Annotated in this window: 13 protein-coding genes; all 13 read left to right on the top strand. The window is 37.9% G+C overall.

The window, feature by feature from the left end; genetic code table 11:
- Positions 1–11: 11 nt before the first annotated feature.
- The 13 genes from MWG26_RS19040 (at position 12) to MWG26_RS18980 (ending at position 17,750) form a co-directional block, all read left to right on the top strand.
- On the top strand, positions 12–1,547 hold the full coding sequence (locus MWG26_RS19040; protein WP_025656047.1) for a response regulator transcription factor: 1,536 nt from the start codon (positions 12–14) through the stop codon (positions 1,545–1,547).
- A 76-nt stretch (positions 1,548–1,623) separates the two neighbouring features.
- Positions 1,624–3,099, top strand: a complete 1,476-nt coding sequence (locus MWG26_RS19035; protein ID WP_240285541.1) for an ABC transporter substrate-binding protein — start codon at positions 1,624–1,626, stop codon at positions 3,097–3,099.
- Between the two features lie 90 nt (positions 3,100–3,189).
- Complete coding sequence (locus MWG26_RS19030; protein WP_025656049.1) at positions 3,190–4,242, top strand: uroporphyrinogen decarboxylase family protein; 1,053 nt, start codon at positions 3,190–3,192, stop codon at positions 4,240–4,242.
- Positions 4,239–5,429, top strand: coding sequence for a trans-sulfuration enzyme family protein (locus tag MWG26_RS19025; protein ID WP_373596034.1), 1,191 nt, complete (start codon positions 4,239–4,241; stop codon positions 5,427–5,429). The genes MWG26_RS19030 and MWG26_RS19025 overlap by 4 nt, the downstream gene beginning before the upstream one ends.
- An 11-nt stretch (positions 5,430–5,440) precedes the next feature.
- On the top strand, positions 5,441–6,418 hold the full coding sequence (locus MWG26_RS19020) for a carbohydrate ABC transporter permease (RefSeq protein ID WP_025656051.1): 978 nt from the start codon (positions 5,441–5,443) through the stop codon (positions 6,416–6,418).
- A 188-nt stretch (positions 6,419–6,606) separates the two neighbouring features.
- Entirely contained in the window at positions 6,607–7,251 is a 645-nt protein-coding gene (locus tag MWG26_RS19015) for a carbohydrate ABC transporter permease (protein WP_243142730.1), read from the top strand.
- A gap of 18 nt (positions 7,252–7,269) precedes the next feature.
- Positions 7,270–8,307: a uroporphyrinogen decarboxylase family protein gene (locus tag MWG26_RS19010; protein ID WP_025656053.1), complete on the top strand. Its 1,038-nt coding sequence runs from the start codon at positions 7,270–7,272 to the stop codon at positions 8,305–8,307.
- A gap of 34 nt (positions 8,308–8,341) precedes the next feature.
- A complete protein-coding gene (locus MWG26_RS19005) occupies positions 8,342–9,280 on the top strand; it encodes a 3-hydroxyacyl-CoA dehydrogenase family protein (RefSeq protein ID WP_025656054.1) in 939 nt (312 codons plus the stop codon).
- A gap of 38 nt (positions 9,281–9,318) precedes the next feature.
- A complete protein-coding gene (locus tag MWG26_RS19000; protein WP_025656055.1) occupies positions 9,319–11,346 on the top strand; it encodes a uroporphyrinogen decarboxylase family protein in 2,028 nt (675 codons plus the stop codon).
- Between the two features lie 49 nt (positions 11,347–11,395).
- The gene (locus MWG26_RS18995; protein ID WP_025656056.1) at positions 11,396–12,559 is read left to right on the top strand and encodes a uroporphyrinogen decarboxylase family protein; all 1,164 of its coding nucleotides are present in this window, start codon (positions 11,396–11,398) and stop codon (positions 12,557–12,559) included.
- Positions 12,560–12,572: 13 nt separating this feature from the next.
- The gene (locus tag MWG26_RS18990) at positions 12,573–13,256 is read left to right on the top strand and encodes a D-lyxose/D-mannose family sugar isomerase (RefSeq protein WP_117440608.1); all 684 of its coding nucleotides are present in this window, start codon (positions 12,573–12,575) and stop codon (positions 13,254–13,256) included.
- Between the two features lie 79 nt (positions 13,257–13,335).
- Positions 13,336–15,804 (top strand): glycoside hydrolase family 38 N-terminal domain-containing protein, encoded by a 2,469-nt coding sequence (locus tag MWG26_RS18985; RefSeq protein WP_117440609.1) that lies wholly within the window; start codon positions 13,336–13,338, stop codon positions 15,802–15,804.
- 32 nt (positions 15,805–15,836) lie between these two features.
- A complete protein-coding gene (locus MWG26_RS18980; RefSeq protein ID WP_025656059.1) occupies positions 15,837–17,750 on the top strand; it encodes a hypothetical protein in 1,914 nt (637 codons plus the stop codon).
- The last annotated feature ends 44 nt before the right edge of the window (positions 17,751–17,794 follow it).

Genomic DNA, 17,794 nt, shown 5'->3' with positions numbered 1-17,794 from the left:
GGGATATAGTAGTGTACAAGGTAATTATTGTGGATGATGAAAGCATAATTCAGCAAGGCGTTAAAACGTTAATTGATTGGAATGAATTAAATTGTACGATTTCCAAGACATGTAAAAATGGCAGAGAAGCTTTGGAGTTTATTCAAGGCAATGATGTGGATTTTGTAATTACGGATATAAAAATGCCGGTTATGGATGGACTGGAATTGGCAAAAAAGATCACAGATTTATATGAAGGAATAAAAGTAGTGATTCTGACTGCATATTCAGAATTCGAACTAATTCAGAGATCAATACGCAAAGGGGCATCTGATTTTATTATAAAAAATGATTTTATCGAAGAATTACCACAAACAATGAAAAGATTGATTGAACAAAAAGAAGAAGAAAATAAAAGCCGAAAGGAAAAAGAAGAAAAAGACAGTTACCTAAAGGAAATGCTGCTTAGAATGCTGATCAAAGGTAATAACTGTGCACCACAGCTTGAAAAAGAGCTGGAATCCCTAAAAAGGGAAGAGAAAAACTACTGTGTTTGTTCTTTAATAGCTATTTACAATGAAAAAAAATATTCTAAGGACAACATTCTTATGATGATTAAGAATTTGTTCAAAGCGTTGGACATAGAGGAGGAGTATTATTTTATAGAAATACAAGAAAAGGAAATTGCAATTGTATTTTGTGGAAACAACAAAAAAGAAGTAACAAAAGAGGGAATCCTAAGTATATGCAACCAAACGCTTAGGATGGCGGAAGAATTCATGAGAATGATCATTAAGATAGGTGTCAGTGATGTTGTTTATGCTCTGGATTTACTTTCACTGGCCTGGGGACAGGCAATGACTGCTAGAAATCAGGCCTGGACAGGTGAGAATGAAGTCATTGGCTATATATCTGAAATAAATTCTATAGAAATAAACTGCAAAAAAAGATTTCATGAAATGTGGACTTGCTTAATTGAAGGAAACCTCCCTTATGCAATTCAACTTCTAAAAGCGACTGCAGAACAACTTTCACAAATACAGTATCCTATTGACAAATTAAAAATAAGTGTTTTCAATTTTATATCTATAGCATATAGACACCTGAATTCAAATTATTATGATGAGGATACAGAGGAAAATGAACAACAGACATTCTTAGCTATAGAGCGGGCTACTACTGCATATCAGGTATATGATGGAGTAGAGAAAATGATGATATATGTCGATAATGTCATGAAAAGTAAACATGAAAAACATTATTTAGTAAAATTAATAGATAAGTATATTGCGGAAAATTATAAAAATAGCTTTACTATAGCAGAAATGGCAAATGACCTGGAGGTGAGTTCTGGATATATTAGTCGAATATATAAACAAAAAACAGGAAAGACTATAATAGAAACAATTAACAGATATCGGGTAGAGAAAGCAAAAACGTTCCTGAAGGATACTACAATGAAGATATATGAAGTGGCAGAAGCGGTCGGTATTGAGGATCCTGCATATTTTACTACAGTATTTATTAAATATACGGGAATAAATCCAAGTGAGTTTCGGTCAAGGTAAAAAAGTTAATAAAAAGTGAAAAAAACACAAGGACTCTTTTATTAATAACAAGAATAAAGAGTACTTGTGTTTTTATATGTCGAAATATACAAATAATAATAAATACATCTATTCTATAGTATCTGTTTCGTATGATAGAATTTCTTTAGCAATAAACCTCAAAAAAAGAAAGGAGAAAATGATGAAAAAGAAAATATTAAGAAGAGGTGTATCAGTTGTCATGGTAACTGCATCAGTCATGGGAATGATGGGCGGATGTGGTGGAAAAAAACAAGAAGATGTGAAAGCTGATACTGAGGAGAGTACTTCAATACGTTTTATGGATGTGTCGCCTAGTGAAGCAAGGGAAAATTATTATAAGGACACATTCCAGAAGTTTCAGGAGGAGACAGGGATAGAGGTTATTTATGAAAGCGTTCCGTGGGATGATGCGGCAAATAAGCTGACGGTTCTTGGTACGGCCGGACAATTGCCGGACGTATTGACTTTTACAGAAAGCTGGTTTGGACAATTTACTGAAGCGGAATGGCTTTATCCGCTGGACGAGTATGTTGAAGAACATGAGGATGAATATAATGAGGTGGTAAAGGGATATACATGGGAACAACAACGCCAGCTTTACGGTCATGTATATGCAGTACCGGATGCATTTCAGGTATCGGGGATCTACTATAGAAAAGACTGGGCGAAAGAAATCGGTTATGAGATCCCGACAGGGGATGATTGGACATGGGATGCATATTTAGAGCTGATCAAAGCATTAACAGATAAAGAGAAGAATCGATACGGCAATTCTTTTAGAGGGGCAAGAGGCGGATTTGATTGTGTCCAGGGATATTTACAAGGAATTACTATAGGTAAAATGTATGATGAAGAGGGCAATTGCTTATTGAACAGCCCTGAGTGCGTGGATGCGTTTGCTAAATGGTGTGATATATATAGGGATGGCTATGTTCCAGAAGATTCTGTGAACTGGGGATTTGCCGAAATGGTAGATAATTTTGCAAGTGGCTTGACAGGGACATTATGGAACGATTCAGAAGTAGCATTAACATTATCCCAAAAAATGTCAGACGATGAATGGGGCGTGCTTCCCGTACCAGTCTGCAAGGACGGAACCCGGATTATAAGAACTTCTAATCCGTACTCATATGTCGTTTCATCCCAGACTAAGAACAAGGAAGCAGCAATAGAATTAATTGATTTCTTATCACGTACAGATAATAACATGCAGTATTGTTTACAGACAGGGGCAATTCCTGTTAAAGCTGATGTTGGAGATGATGAAAATTATGGTGAGGATGGTATATATGCTCCATTTGTTGCACAGTTAAATCAGCAGGACGCAATATTCCCAACAAACTACGGGCCTTTTGATGTAACAGACCTTCATCAAGAAACATTACACGTCGAAATGCAGAAATGCCTTTTAGGAGAGCAGACAGAGCAGGAGACATTGGATATCCTTTCAAATGAGCTATCCAGCCGTATGAAGAAACACTTAGAAGAAAATCCTGGATCTAAAGTTCCGGAACCTATTGTAATTCAATAAATGTGAAACGCATTTTATAGACAGGCAGATATTTAGAAGCAATGGGCAACGTAATGTTGCCTATTGCTAAATCATTAAAGGAGTGAAAAATTGAGAGGTAAAGAACTGCTGCAAGTAATATGGAATTTAGGAAAAGCAGAGAGACCGGCATTAATATTAGAGGAGACGGAAGATGCTCCATTACAAATAGCAGGGAACGCAGATGATATGGAAAGATGTTACCAAATTGCTATACATAGATATAATACAACGCTGCAAGGGAGAGATGATAATTATAATTCACTGGTAACGGGGATTGGGACACATATCATTCCATGTGCGTTAGGCGGAAAGGAACGGGTTTTTCAAGATGGGCATAAATACTTGGAAAATCCTATTATTTATTCGGTAGATGATGTAGACAACATAAAAAAGCCGAACATTTTGGATGGACTTTTAGGAAAACAGATCCGGCTGATAGAATATTTTGCAAATAAGACAAACGGCAAAATACCAATAAGAGTAGGAGATATTCAAAATCCATTGGGATTAGCGGAAATGATATGGGAGACGAATGACTTTTATATATCATTATACGAACATCCTGGGAAAGTCCACCAATTACTGGAACTATTGTGTGAAACAGTAATCGAATATATCGACGCAATGAAAGCAGTATGTGATAATTTATGTCCGCTAACATGGCCTCTTATTTGGGCGCCTAAGGAAAAAGGCATTTATATAGCTGATGATACAATGTCTATGGTTTCACCCGAAATGTATGAGGAATTTGGAGTAAAATATAACAATATTATTAGCCGTGAATTTGGAGGCTTGATGCTGCATAGCTGTACCATGAATGAAAGGTACTTTGGGAAAATAATAAAAAATGAAAGTCTCAGATCCGTTAATTTTGCATCACAGTATTCATCGGATATGAGCAGTATATATGACTATTTTGGTGGGAAAGCAGTAATACTGCCGCACTATCAGCACGGAGATAATCCACAAATTGGAACAGAAATAGAATTTCTTGAAAAGATAAAAACTTGTTGGAAGCCGGAATATCCTACAATTATATACATATCAAGCAATTTACAGGGCGGAAGGCAGGATGCTGTGTTAACAGCATATAATCGGCTATTTGGAAAAATAGAACAGTGAAAGGAATGGATAAAGTTATGAATCAAGATTTACTTACAGTAACTCATTTAGGTGAAAATCCGGATAAATATATGAACGCTGTAGTACCGCCAGTATTTATGAACTCGCTGCATGTTTTTGATACTTATGAAAAACAGAGTACGGTTAATCTGAAAGAGGATTTTGTTTATGGGAGAACGGCAAACCCAACAACAACTATCTTGGAAAAGAAAATAGCAGCGCTTGAGCATGGGAAAAAAGCAGTTGCCTTCTCCAGTGGTATGGGAGCCGCAACCGCCGCTGTCTTTTCGATCGCAAAGACAGGGGATCATATCATCTGCATGAGAAATGTATATTTTCCGGTTAAGCGTTTATTAGATGAATATTGCGTGGAAAGGCTGGGAATGGAGGTTACATATGTTGCCGGCGATGATATCAGAGAACTGGAAAATGCTATAAAAATGAACACCAGTCTGATTATATTAGAAAGCCCTGCAACGTTTATTTTTAAAGTGGTAGATGTAGCAGCAATAGCAGGCATAGCCAAAAAACATGGTATAAAAACATATATAGATAATACATTTTGTACACCCATTTTTTCAAAGCCATTAGACCTGGGAATAGATATTGTGATGCATTCAATATCGAAATATATCGGGGGCCACAGTGATATCAATGGTGGGGTATTGGTATCAAAGGATGCTGAACTAATGGATAATGTGCAGCTGCATTACCGGGAATATTTTGCATCTATTTTAGGCCCGATGGAAGCGTGGCTGGCGATACGGGGACTGCGTACACTTCCCCTGAGAGTGAAACAGCATCAGGAAACAGCTATGGCAGTTGCACAATATTTAGAAAATCATCCTAAAGTAGAGAAGGTATATTATACAGGGCTTGCTTCCCACCCCCAGCATGAAATTATTCAGAAACAGATGACAGGGCATACAGGACTGATGAGCTTTTTATTAAAAGAGAACGCATCCAAAGCCGTGGAATTTATAGACCATTTGAAATTATTTGGAAAGGGATGTTCCTGGGGAGGATTTGAAAGTCTGGCCTTATGTCCTGTAAAAAATATTGCTTCTGAAGACCTGCAGTTTATGGGATTAACAGAAAAAGAACGAGGCTTGATCAGAATACACTGCGGGCTGGAAGGTACTGAAAACCTACAGGAAGACTTACGGCAGGCTTTTGAAGCAATTTAAGGAGATAACCTATGAAAAATGTGAGTACAATTCTATTTTTTATTATTTTTATAATAGTAACGGCTGGAATATTTTATTGTATATTTAAAGAAACAAAAGGACGGAGCAGAACAAGGACAAAGCAGGCTTACTTATTTATGCTGCCGGTTATAATTAGCCTGGTCTTAGTATTTGGATATCCATTAATCAACAGCTTTATAATGGCTTTTCAAAATTATAAACTAACGGATCCAAATAATATAACTTTCAATGGACTCGATAATTTTGTCAAACTATTATCAGAAAAAGATACTAAATTAGTGTTTACTAATACTGTAGTATATTTACTGACTTCCATTATCGGACAGTTTATACTGGGGCTCGGTTTAGCATTGACCCTGCGGAAAAAATTTAGGGGCAGGGGCTTATATCAGGGAATTGTTTTTCTGCCATGGGCTTTTTCCGGGTGTGTTATCGGTTTGATGTTCAGGTGGTCATTTAATGGAGAATATGGAGTGGTGAATGATCTTCTCTTGAAAATAGGGGCGATAAATGAAAAAATAGCATGGCTGGGAACGCCAGGATGGTCATTGGCTGTTGTAATTATAGCAACTATTTGGATTGGATTTCCTTTTTTTGCAATGCTGTTGTTAGCAGCGCTTCAATCGATACCAAATGATGTTTACGAGGCATCTGCAATAGATGGATGCGGGCTGGTACGTCAGTTTTGGTCTATTACATTACCATATCTTAAACCTACGATCGTTACAACGGTTTCACTGAGAGCAATTTGGTCATTAAATTCCTTTGATCTGATCATGATTATCACAGGAGGAGGACCAGCAAATACTTCGAATACGATTACTTCTTATATGTACTCAAGAGCATTTGCAAAATACGACTTTGGATTTGCTTCTGCACTAGGGGTTGCATTTATGTTAATTATTTCTTTATTGGCAATTTCCGGATTAGCGATATCAAAAAGAAAGAAGGGAGGAGAGAATTTATGAGAGGTAAAAAGAAATTTCTGTTTTCGTTTAAGGCAATCGTACTTACTTTTTATTTTCTGATAGTTGTCTTTCCAATATATTGGGTTGTAATTACTTCATTTAAACCAAGTGCCGAGATTCTGGACAGAAGTGTTATTACATATTTTCCACATACTTTTACGACGGAGAATTATAGTACATTGTTCAGGATGATGGATTATGGAGTTTATATTAAAAACAGCACTATTGTAGCATTGCTGACAGCACTTGTTGTTACAATTCTGTCAATTTTAAGTGGCTATGCACTGTCCAGATATAAATTTAAAGGCAAAGGGTTAATTCTGCTTTTTTTCCTTGTTATTCAGGTTATTCCTGGAATCTTGGTACTGATTCCACTGTATTCTTTTTTCGCAGAAGCGGGCTTGATTAACACGAAGTTTAGCCTATTAGTTTATTATATATGCGGAAATCTACCCTTTTGCAGTATAACAATGAGAAGCTTTTTTCAACGGATCCCGGACTCGCTGGAGGAAGCTGCAATGGTAGATGGATGCGGGAAAATCCAGACGATTATAAAAATTGTTTTGCCGATCATGCTCCCTGGTATTGCATCAGTGTTTGTATTTGGCTTTTTGGGAGGATGGAATGAACTCATTGGAGCAACCATCTTTGTAAGTACAGCGGAGAACTGGACAATACCGGTTGCGTTAAAAGCCTTAATAGGAAAAAATAATATTGAATGGGGCGTCTTAATGGCAGGCGGTGTAATAGCATTGCTGCCTACAGGAATTCTATTTGCGGTAATGCAAAAATTTGTTGTGGAAGGCATTACTGCAGGGGCAGTAAAGGAATAGTAAAAAGGGGTGGCAGCAATGAAGAGCAGAGAAAGAGTACAGAATGCCATATTACACAAAGAAGCAGACCGTGTACCAAAAGGAGAAGTCTATATTCAACCGGAATTGGCAAATAGGATTTTAGGAAGGACTTATTCTTTGAACTATCAGGATTTTGACAGAGATGTTGCGATAAGAAAGAAATTGAATATGGATCTCGTGAATGTGGGAGAATGGCCGGAATGGCAGATAGGAGTTTCGGAAAATGGACATAAACTTGTTCAAAGTATATATGGGCAAATTTATGAAATAACCGATAAAACAAAACATATAGTTCAAGAGGCAATAGATATAGAAGATGCAGAAAATTACAGAAAGCCCGACTGTCAATTCGTAACAGGGCAATTAGTAGAACGGTATGTAAAAGAAACTGAATTTTTTGTGTTTGCCCAGATAGGCGGACCCGTCTCTATGGTAGATGAAATGTATACGATGGAAGATTACATGGTATACTGCCTGACTAACACGGAGGAAGTGCTAGAGATATCTGAAAAGGTGATTGAATATGAAATAGAAAAGGCAAAAATATTTATAGATAAGGGAGCCCATGGAATCCTGATAGCAGATGATATAGCTTTTAATACTGGAGTATTTTTGCCGCCGCATATCATGGGAAAAATTGTATTCCCTCTGTATAGGAAGATGCTGAAAGAAATTAAGAGTTATAAGGAAATACCAGTATTTCTGCATACGGACGGTAATATCAATACAGTTATGGAGGATATAACTGCGTGCGGATTCGATGGAATACAATCACTTCAGCCATCAGCCGGTATGGATATTGCAGATATAAAAAACAAATATGGCCATAAGCTCTGTTTGTGGGGAAATATTGATTTAGATCAGATCATGTGTTTTGGCACACCGCAGGAGGTGGCGGAGTCAGTCAGGAAAACGATACTGGCAGCCAATAAAAATGGCGGCTTTATTCTGTCTACATGCAATACAATGATCGACAGCATTCCTACTGAAAACGTGTGGGCAATGATAAAAGCCAGTGAAAACATTTTAAAGTAATATAAAATATTTTATATTTTAAAAGGTGATACATATGGAAAAATCGGATATCAAGGACGTTGTTGTTGCGGGTGCAGGGCTTATGGGGGCTGGGATCAGCCAGATGTTTCCGGGAGTAGGAATTAAGACAACATTATATAGTATTAAAGAAAGCGATTTTGTGTTCGCAAAAGAAGTATTAAAAAATAATCTGGATTTTTTAGTGGAAAATAGGGTCATAGATGCCAACCAGGCGGAGGCAATACAAAGGTCTATTAAATTTACAACAGATATACAATGTATGAAAGATGCTGACTTAATTATTGAAGCAATTCCTGAAAATATTAATATAAAAGCCAATTTTTATGAAGAGATATGCAGAAGCGCGAAAGAGGATACCATTATAGCAACGAATACTTCCGCAATTTCAATAGATCTTTTAAGTAATTATGTGACTAATAAAAAACGTTTCTGCGGAACACATTTTTTGAACCCTCCGCACATTATCCCCTTGGTGGAGGTAATAAAAGGGCAATCTACGGACGGTAGTGTATGTGAAAGGCTTGTTGATTTTTTCAGACAATTAGGGAAAAAACCTGTTTTAGTAAAACATGATATTAAAGGGTTTTTATCAAATCGCCTGCAGTTTGCATTATTAAGAGAAGCTACTTATCTGGTGGAAGAAGGAATCGCATCTCCGGAGGATATAGACCGGACAATCAAGTATGGAAATGGGCTGCGCTATGTATGCTCAGGTCCCTTTCAAATTGCAGATTTGGGAGGGCTTACAATTTTTAATAGTGTTGCAAAGTACCTGTATCCTGAATTATGTAATAATAACAACATCAATCACTTATTTGAAAAGTGTGTGGAGGACGGCAATATTGGGATAATGAGTGGAAAAGGCATATACGAATATGATAAAAAAATGGATCATGCACTCTTGAAAGACAGGGACTCTAAAATCATTCAATTATTGAATTGTATTGAATAATGAAAATTACCATATTTTCTAGAAAAGAGGATTAGAAAATGACGAGCAGAGAATTAGTTAAAGCAGCCATTCATTTTAAAACCCCAGAAAGAATTCCATATAATTTCGACTCTAATAGAACTCCCCAGGATGGAAAATATTATGGGGAAGATATGATGTGGGTATTTGTGGAGTCCAAGCCTCCGATAGATGGAAAAAACGAATGGGGGGTCATTTATAAGAGCGTGGACGAGTCTTTTGGAGAGCCTAAGTATTTTCCATTAAAAGAGTGCGGGAACTCAGACGACTTAAAAGCATATAAATTTCCCAAATTTAATCAAGATTGGCGATATAAAAGAATGGAAGACCAGATCCGGAATAATGTAAAGGAGAAATATGTATTGGGAATGCTCCCTTGCGGGCTTTTCCAACACTTAATTGATTTATTTGGTTTTGAAGATTTCTTGGTAAATACTGCAGTTAATCAAGAAATAATAGAAAAGGCGGTAGACCAGCTTCTGGAGATAAACCTGGAAGTGATAGATAAAATGGCGGCGTTGGGAGTTGATGGGATAATAACTATTGATGACACGGCTCTGCAGGATCGGCTAATGATTTCTATAGAAAAATTCAGAGAGATTTTTATACCCCGGTTTAAAAAAATGTATCAACATATTCACGATTATGGTATGGATACATTTATCCACAGCTGTGGGTATACCTTAGACCTTATAGAAGAATTCATACAGGCAGGCTGTGATGTAATTAATTTGGATCAGCAGGATAACATGGGGATAGAGGAAATTTCCAGACGTTATAAGGGGCGCATATGCTTTTTCTGCCCATTAGATATACAGAGAACTTTAAGTTTAAACAGAGAAGAACTGTTTCAAAAAGCGGAACAAATGATCCGGTTATTTTCAACACAAAACGGCGGATTTATTGCAAAAGCATACCCGCAGCCCCGTAGTATAGGTATAACTGACAAATATTTAAAAGATACTGCCGATGCCTTTAAATACTTAGGGGTAAACAGAAAGAATGCTATTTACTCGGCATTAGAATTTAAAAATCCAATACAGATACCGAGCGATATATGGACACTGCCATGGGCGGAAGACAGATTTCCTGATCTAGTAAAGCAACTAAAACAAAAGTATGCGTTGATTACAAATGTAATGGAGTGTGGATATACGGAAAAAACAATAGCCAGTGGTAACCCTTTTACATATGGCGAGTATATGGACGAATGGGGATGCATCTTTGAAAATATCCAACCGGGAGTTATTGGAGAGGTGAAAAGGCCGTTAATAGATTTAACGGATGATGAATGGGAAGATACATCTAAAATCCATATTCCGGAAGAACTTTTGAGCTTTGATATAGAAACAGTAAATAGATGGTGTAAAGAGAATGAAGATCGATTTATAAGAGCAGATTGTGTTGTGCGTCCATTTGAACAGCTTCAGTTCATTAGAGGAACAGAGTTATTATACATGGACTTGATGTTTATGCCGGAAAAAATGTTGTCTTTTGTTACCAAAATGCATGATTTTTATTGCAGATTACTTGAAAAATGGTGTCAGACCGATATAGATGCAGTTATGTTAATGGATGATTGGGGATCACAGGAATCACTGCTTATCAATCCTCAGATATGGCGGAAAGTATTCAAACCAATGTATAAAGACTATGTCCAAATTGCAAAGCGGTATGGAAAAAAAGTTTTGATGCATTCGGATGGTAATATCTTGCTGATCCTTGAAGACCTAATCGAAATAGGAATCGACTTATTAAACTGTCAGATTTTTTGTATGGGCTTAGAAAATCTGAGGAAATACGCAGGCAGGATATGTTTTTGGGGAGAAATTGACAGACAGCACATCCTGGTTAACGGTACAGCAGAAGAAGTGAGGAAAGCAGTAGAACAGGTATATCTGTGTTTGTGGAAAAATGGGGGCTGGATTATGCAGCTTGAGTTTGGACCAGGCGCAAATCCGGAAAATGTGCTGGAAGCATATGCAGCATACGATTCTCTAAATAAAAAGATAATGGAAGGTTCTGGCAGACACAATATTATATCTTGATCTATGAGTGCGCATTTGTTGAAAATAAGACAATAAGGAGAATTTACATATGAGTAAAAGAAGTGATGTGCTCAAAGTTCTGGAAGGTAAGGAACCTGAATTCGTTCCATGGTTTGCAGATCTGGCATATTGGCTAAATTATTTAAGAGATGAACAGAAGATACCTAAAGAATATTTAGCCATGGGGAGCAATTATACCCGAAATCTAGTCGATGGACTTGCCGGAGGATTGGCAGAAGAAGGCCTGCAGCAATTGCATAAGGACTTGGGGGCAGGCTTCTATCTGCAGGGATATTTTCCGTTTCAGGAGATCTATCATAATGCCAGTGTAGAAATTACTAAGAATAAGAACGATACAATCACTTATTATAAAACGCCTTATGGAACTTTGCGGGAGGTGTGGAGATATGTAGAGAGTTCCCACAGCTCAGCCCCCGTAGAATATCTGGTAAAAAGCAGCAAGGATTTGAAAGCCTTACAATATTTGTACCAGGATATTGAGTATGTGCCGGATTATGCTTTATCTGAAATGCGGATGAAGTCTATCGGTGAAAATGGTATTAATGTATCTTATACGCCCAAATCTCCTATGATGGAACTTGTGGCTTTAAAGGCAGGGATTGAGACGGTTATTACAGAGTTATTGCAAGAAGAACCGAACGAATTCGATGAATTGATGAAGTGTATGGCGGAGAAGCACACGCAGGCAGCACAGATTGCAATTGATTCACCCGCAGGGTGTATTTTTGTGCCTGATAATCTGAGCAGTGAATTGGTTGGGGGAAATATTTACGATGAGTACATTAAACCTATCCACGAGGATTGGACGGAACGAATTAGAAAGGCGGGAAAAAAATCAATGGTGCATTTGGATGGAACACTGATCCCGCTATTGACCAAACTTTCATATGCAGGATTTGATGTCATTGAAGCAGTCACACCTTATCATGTAGGAGATATTAAGCTGGAGGAATTAAGGAAACATGTAAAGGAGGAAACCATAATATGGGGCGGACTGCCCAGTGGTTTTTTTGCAGATAGCTTTTCAGATACTGATTTTGAAGAGTGGGTAAAGAAGGTATTAGACCTGATGAGGAAAGATAACAGATTTGTTTTGGGAGTTGCTGATGAAGTGGTGCCAGGGACAACATTTGAGCGGATCAGAACAGTAGACAGACTGGTAACAGAGTTTGGGAAATTTGAAAGCAGGTAAGGAAAAAACGTAAATGAAGAGATCAGAGATTAATAAAATAATAAAAAATATGGAGAGGTTGATCAAAAAGGAAGGATATAAACTTCCCCCTTTTTGCAATTGGTCTGTTAGTGAATGGAATGCAAAGGGGAAAGAATATCAGGAAATTAAGGATAATATGCTGGGATGGGATATTACTGATTTTGGTTTAAATAATTTTAAGGAAACTGGTTTTGCGCTCATTACACTGAGAAATGGGAACCAGAAAGACGAGAAGTATACGAAACCATATGCTGAGAAGCTGCTGATGTTAGAAGACGGTCAGAAAGCACCCATGCATTTTCACTGGAATAAAATGGAGCATATCATCAATCGGGGCGGGGGAAATGTTTTTATTATCGTTTATAATTCTACACCAGAAGAGGGTTTGGGAACGGATGATGTCCGTGTCTTGAGTGACGGAAGAGAATATTATGTACCCGCAGGAACGAGAATCAAATTGACTCCAGGCATGAGTATTACTATATATCAAGGTTTGTATCATGCATTTGAGGCCGAAAAAGGAACAGGTGCAGTTTTATTGGGCGAAGTCTCTATGTGTAATGATGATACATCTGACAACCGATTTTATGAGCCGATTGGTCGATTTCCAGACATTGAAGAAGATGAAGAACCATATAGATTATTGTGCAATGAGTATCCGGAAGCACTTGGATAAAGTCCTTTACAAGTCGACATCTGACAATAACCAAGTATAAAAAATGAAATGATAAGAAAAAGATAAGGCAGGTGGATTTATGAAACAGCTACATTTAATTTGTAATGCTCATTTGGATCCGGTATGGTTATGGAATTGGGAAGATGGAATCGCGGCAGCGCTTTCAACATTTCGTACAGCGGCTAAATTCTGTGAGGATTATGATGGATTTATTTTTAATCATAATGAAGCAATATTATACCAGTGGGTAGAGGAATACGAGCCTGAGCTTTTCCATAAGATACAACAACTTGTAAAGGCGGGGAAGTGGCATATCATAGGAGGCTGGTATCTTCAGCCAGACTGTAATATGCCAAGCGGCGAGTCCTTGATTCGGCAGATTCAGGTTGGACGAAAGTATTTTTGGGAAAAATTTGGGGTTAAGCCGACTACGGCCATAAATTTTGATCCGTTTGGACACAGCAGAGGGCTGGTTCAAATTTTAAAGAAGAGTGGTTATGATTCTTATGTTTTTTGTCGTCCGCTGCAGGACAACTGTTTTCTTCCAAATGATGATTTTATTTGGTGCGGATTTGATGATTCTCAAATCATGGCTCACCGCTCCAGTGAACATTATAATTCCCTGTTGGGGAAGGCAGAGGAAAAGGCGCGAAAATGGATCACTGAACATGAGGAAACCGAAAACGGGCTTTTGCTGTGGGGCGTTGGTAATCATGGCGGCGGACCATCCAGAGTTGATATGGCCGGCCTAAAAAAAGTTATGGAAGAGCAGAGAGAACGTATAGTAAAACATTCGACCCCGGAACAATTTTTTGACGAAAGGAGAAAAGATGGTAACATATATCCGATTGTGGAAAAGGATTTAAACAGTTGGGCGATCGGTTGTTATACTTCACAAATACGTATAAAACAAAAGCACAGGCGATTGGAAAATGAACTTTTCATGGTTGAAAGAATGTTTTCCCATGCTTGTTTACACGGGGATTTGGAATATCCATTAATAGATATACATACTGCACAGGAAGACTTATTGACAGCCCAGTTTCATGATATTCTTCCAGGCTCAGCAATTCCTGCGGTTGAAGAGGCGGGGCTTCGGCTTATGGACCATGGGCTGGAAATACTGTCAAAATTAAAAATAAAAGCTTTTTTCAAGCTGGCTGCAGGGCAGGCAGCTGCGAAGGAAGGGGAAATTCCCATTTTAATTTACAATCCACATCCGTATGAATTAGAAGGAATATTTGAATGTGAATTTCAGCTACAGGATCAAAATTGGGATGATTTTTATGTTATACCTAGAGTTTTTCAGGGAGAACGGGAACTGTTATCACAAGTAGAAAAAGAATCCTGTAATATTAATTTGGACTGGATCAAGAAGATTTCATTTTATGCAAAATTGAAGCCGTCTCAAATGAACCGTTTTGACTGCAGATTGGAAAATATAAAAGAAAAGCCAGATTTCAGTCTTGGTATAAAAGAAGATTACAAGTTCATAACAAAGGATTTAGAAGTAATTGTCAATGCGAAAACGGGACTTATAGACAGTTTGAAAGTATTTGGAAAAGAATTTGTAAAAGAGAATTCTTTCTGTCCAATTGTGCTGGAAGGTGACAATGACCCATGGAGAATGAGAGCCGACCGTTATGGAGAAGAAGAAGGAAGATTTGTTCTTTTAGAAGATGAAAAGGGAAAACTCTATTCTGGAATCCAAAAAACAATCTCAAATGTCCGTGTGATTGAGGACGGAAAAGTTCGGACAGTAATTGAGGCAGTAATGGGATACGGGAGCTCATATCTGACAATGCATTACAAATTGCCAAAGAAAGGTTCTAAGATTGGAATCGATGTGGCTGTCCAATGGGGGGAAAAGGGAAAAGTATTGAAGATGGAAATACCAACCACTTTGAAGAAGGGGATCTGTATGGGGGAAACTGCATATGGAGTTAAAGAGCTTACAGCAGATGGAAGTGAGATGGTTTCTCAAAGCTGGAATGGGATTTTTTCTGTAGAGGATGACATGGGCTTTACCATCATCAATGATGGCACATATGGAAGTGACTATAAAGATGGCAGAATGCGGATGTCATTGATTCATTCGGCGGCATATTCAGCGCATCCGATAGAAGGAAGGGAATTACTTACAGATGACAGAGCTATCCCCCGAATTGATCAAGGGGAACGTCATTTTCATTTTGAGGTGCAGCCAGGGTGCTGCACAGAGCGGCGAAAGTATATTAGCTCTGATGCAGCGAGATTCAATCAGCCGCCGTTTGTCGTTTCTTTTTTCCCTTCTGGAGCAGGAAAAGAAGTGCAGCCGTCAGTTATAATTGAAAATAGGGAAATTATACTGGGGGCTTTTTATAAACAAACAGAAAGTGAGGAATACACGTTAAGACTTTATAATTCCAGCGGCCATGCGGCGGAAACAAGAATAGAAATTCCATATTTAGGATTTAAACAACAAATTTTGTTTGGAAAGTATGAGATAAAAACGTTTAAAATAAATGCAAAGGAGAAAATATTTATAGAGCGCTCCATGAGTAATTAGAATAATAGTAAAATCAAAAAGAGGGGAAAGATATGCTTCTGCTAAAATCTAATGATAATTTTTCAGTAATGCAATGTGAAAAAAAAGATACGATGTATATAAAAGTAAACGCTGATGTTCAAGATACATATATTGAACTTTCTTATCAAGTAAATATGAGAATTACAGGTAATGAATATGTGCTTTTTCCTTCATGCTGTTATAAAGGGAATCAGTTTTCAGTCATGAAAAAGAACTATCCTCCTATGTTTACAGAAGAAGAGGCTGATGTAAACATAGAGAATATAATTACCGATGTTCCGCGGTTAAAGAAAGACGGAAAAGGGAAAATTGAGATAACTACTGGAGATGTGAGCGTTCCATGTGTAGCAGTATATTCAAATGAGGAAAAGAAGGCGGCCTTTCTATATACGATACAAGAGATTGATGGAATTAATCTTGGTTTATCTTATGAAAATGGACAAATTGGAATTACTTATCCACATATGAGAAGAAATAGTATTTATAGATGGCCCTTTATGAGGAAGGAAGAAGATCGGGGACGTGCTTTTAATAAAGGATGCAAAATAGAAATTCCATATAAAATATTTGAATTTCCCTGTAGAGATATACAAGAATTTTTTCAGTTCTTTTTCACAAATAGGAAATGCATGGGGTTGCCATCGGACAGGCCGGAGACACTTCCATTTGATAAGCAGGTGAAAATACAAATAGAAAAATTTAATAAAATGAATTGGAGGGCGGAAGGTGGCTTTTACGGCGTTGGAACAGTAGAAGAACCAGGGCAGATGTGGCAGCTTGGTTGGGTAGGGGGAGGGGCAGCTTCCTACGCATTGATGAAATTGGGAGGGGCGCTGGAGTGGAAACGAGGAATATGTACATTAGAGCATATTTTTAAAACACAGCTGGAAAGCGGTTTTTTTATGGATGAATGTGATTCTTCTGGAAATCCTGCCAGCAATCCAACAAGTGCATCCGAAAAATGGCATCTGATTAGAAGAAGCGCAGATACGTTATATTTTCTATTTAAGCATTTTGGTTTGATGAAGGAACGGAATGTTAAGATTCCAGAGCCGTTTTTGGAAGGAACGAAAAAATTAGCAGATGCATTTGTAAAAATGTGGGATACATATGGACAATTTGGGCAGTTTATTAATCGTAATTCGGGCTGCATTGTAGTAGGCGGATCGACTGCAGGCGCATTAGTTCCAGGGGCGCTGGCATCTGCATATCAATTCTTTTCTGATGAGAGATATCTGAGAGTGTCGAGAGAAAGTGCGGATATGTATTGGGATAAATTTGTAATGGAAGGCTTTACAACAGGAGGACCGGGAGAAGTACTCCAGTGTCCTGACAGCGAATCAGCTTTTGCGCTGCTGGAAAGTTATGTAGTTCTTTATGAAGTGATTCAAGAAGAAAAGTGGCTGGAATATGCAAAGCATATGGTGAATTTTTGCAGCAGCTGGGTTGTCTCATATAATTACAAATTTCCAAAAAACTGTGAATTTGAAAGAAAGGATATGAAGACGGTAGGCGCTGTATTTGCTAACGTACAAAATAAACATGCAGCCCCAGGAATATGTACGTTATCAGGGGATAGCTTATTTAAGGTGTATAAGTGGACAAAAAATCCCATGTATTTGGAGCTTGCCAAAGACGTCACCTTAACAATTAGCCAGTATATGTCTACAGATAAACGGCCAATTTATTCGTGGGATGTACCGAAGGATGCCGCCCTGTTAGATGATGATTCAGTTAAGGCAGAGCCGGAAAAACTGCCGCAGGGCTATATTTGTGAGCGAGTCAATATGTCAGACTGGGAAAGCGAAAGGTGTATCGGGGGCGTCTTTAACGGAAGCTGCTGGCCGGAGACAAGTAACTTACTGGTATTAGCTGAGGTAATTGGGGAGAAGAAACTTGAAACTCCGGGAGCAACAAAAAGGTAAGATGGTCGGACCGGAGATTTGAAACCCGTTTTGATGATCCGGAA

The organism is Faecalicatena contorta, assembly GCF_022835095.1.
Classification (GTDB): Bacteria; Bacillota; Clostridia; order Lachnospirales; family Lachnospiraceae; genus Faecalicatena; species Faecalicatena contorta.
Note: the sequence above shows the minus strand (reverse complement) of the source record. Positions and strands in the feature narration are given on the sequence as shown.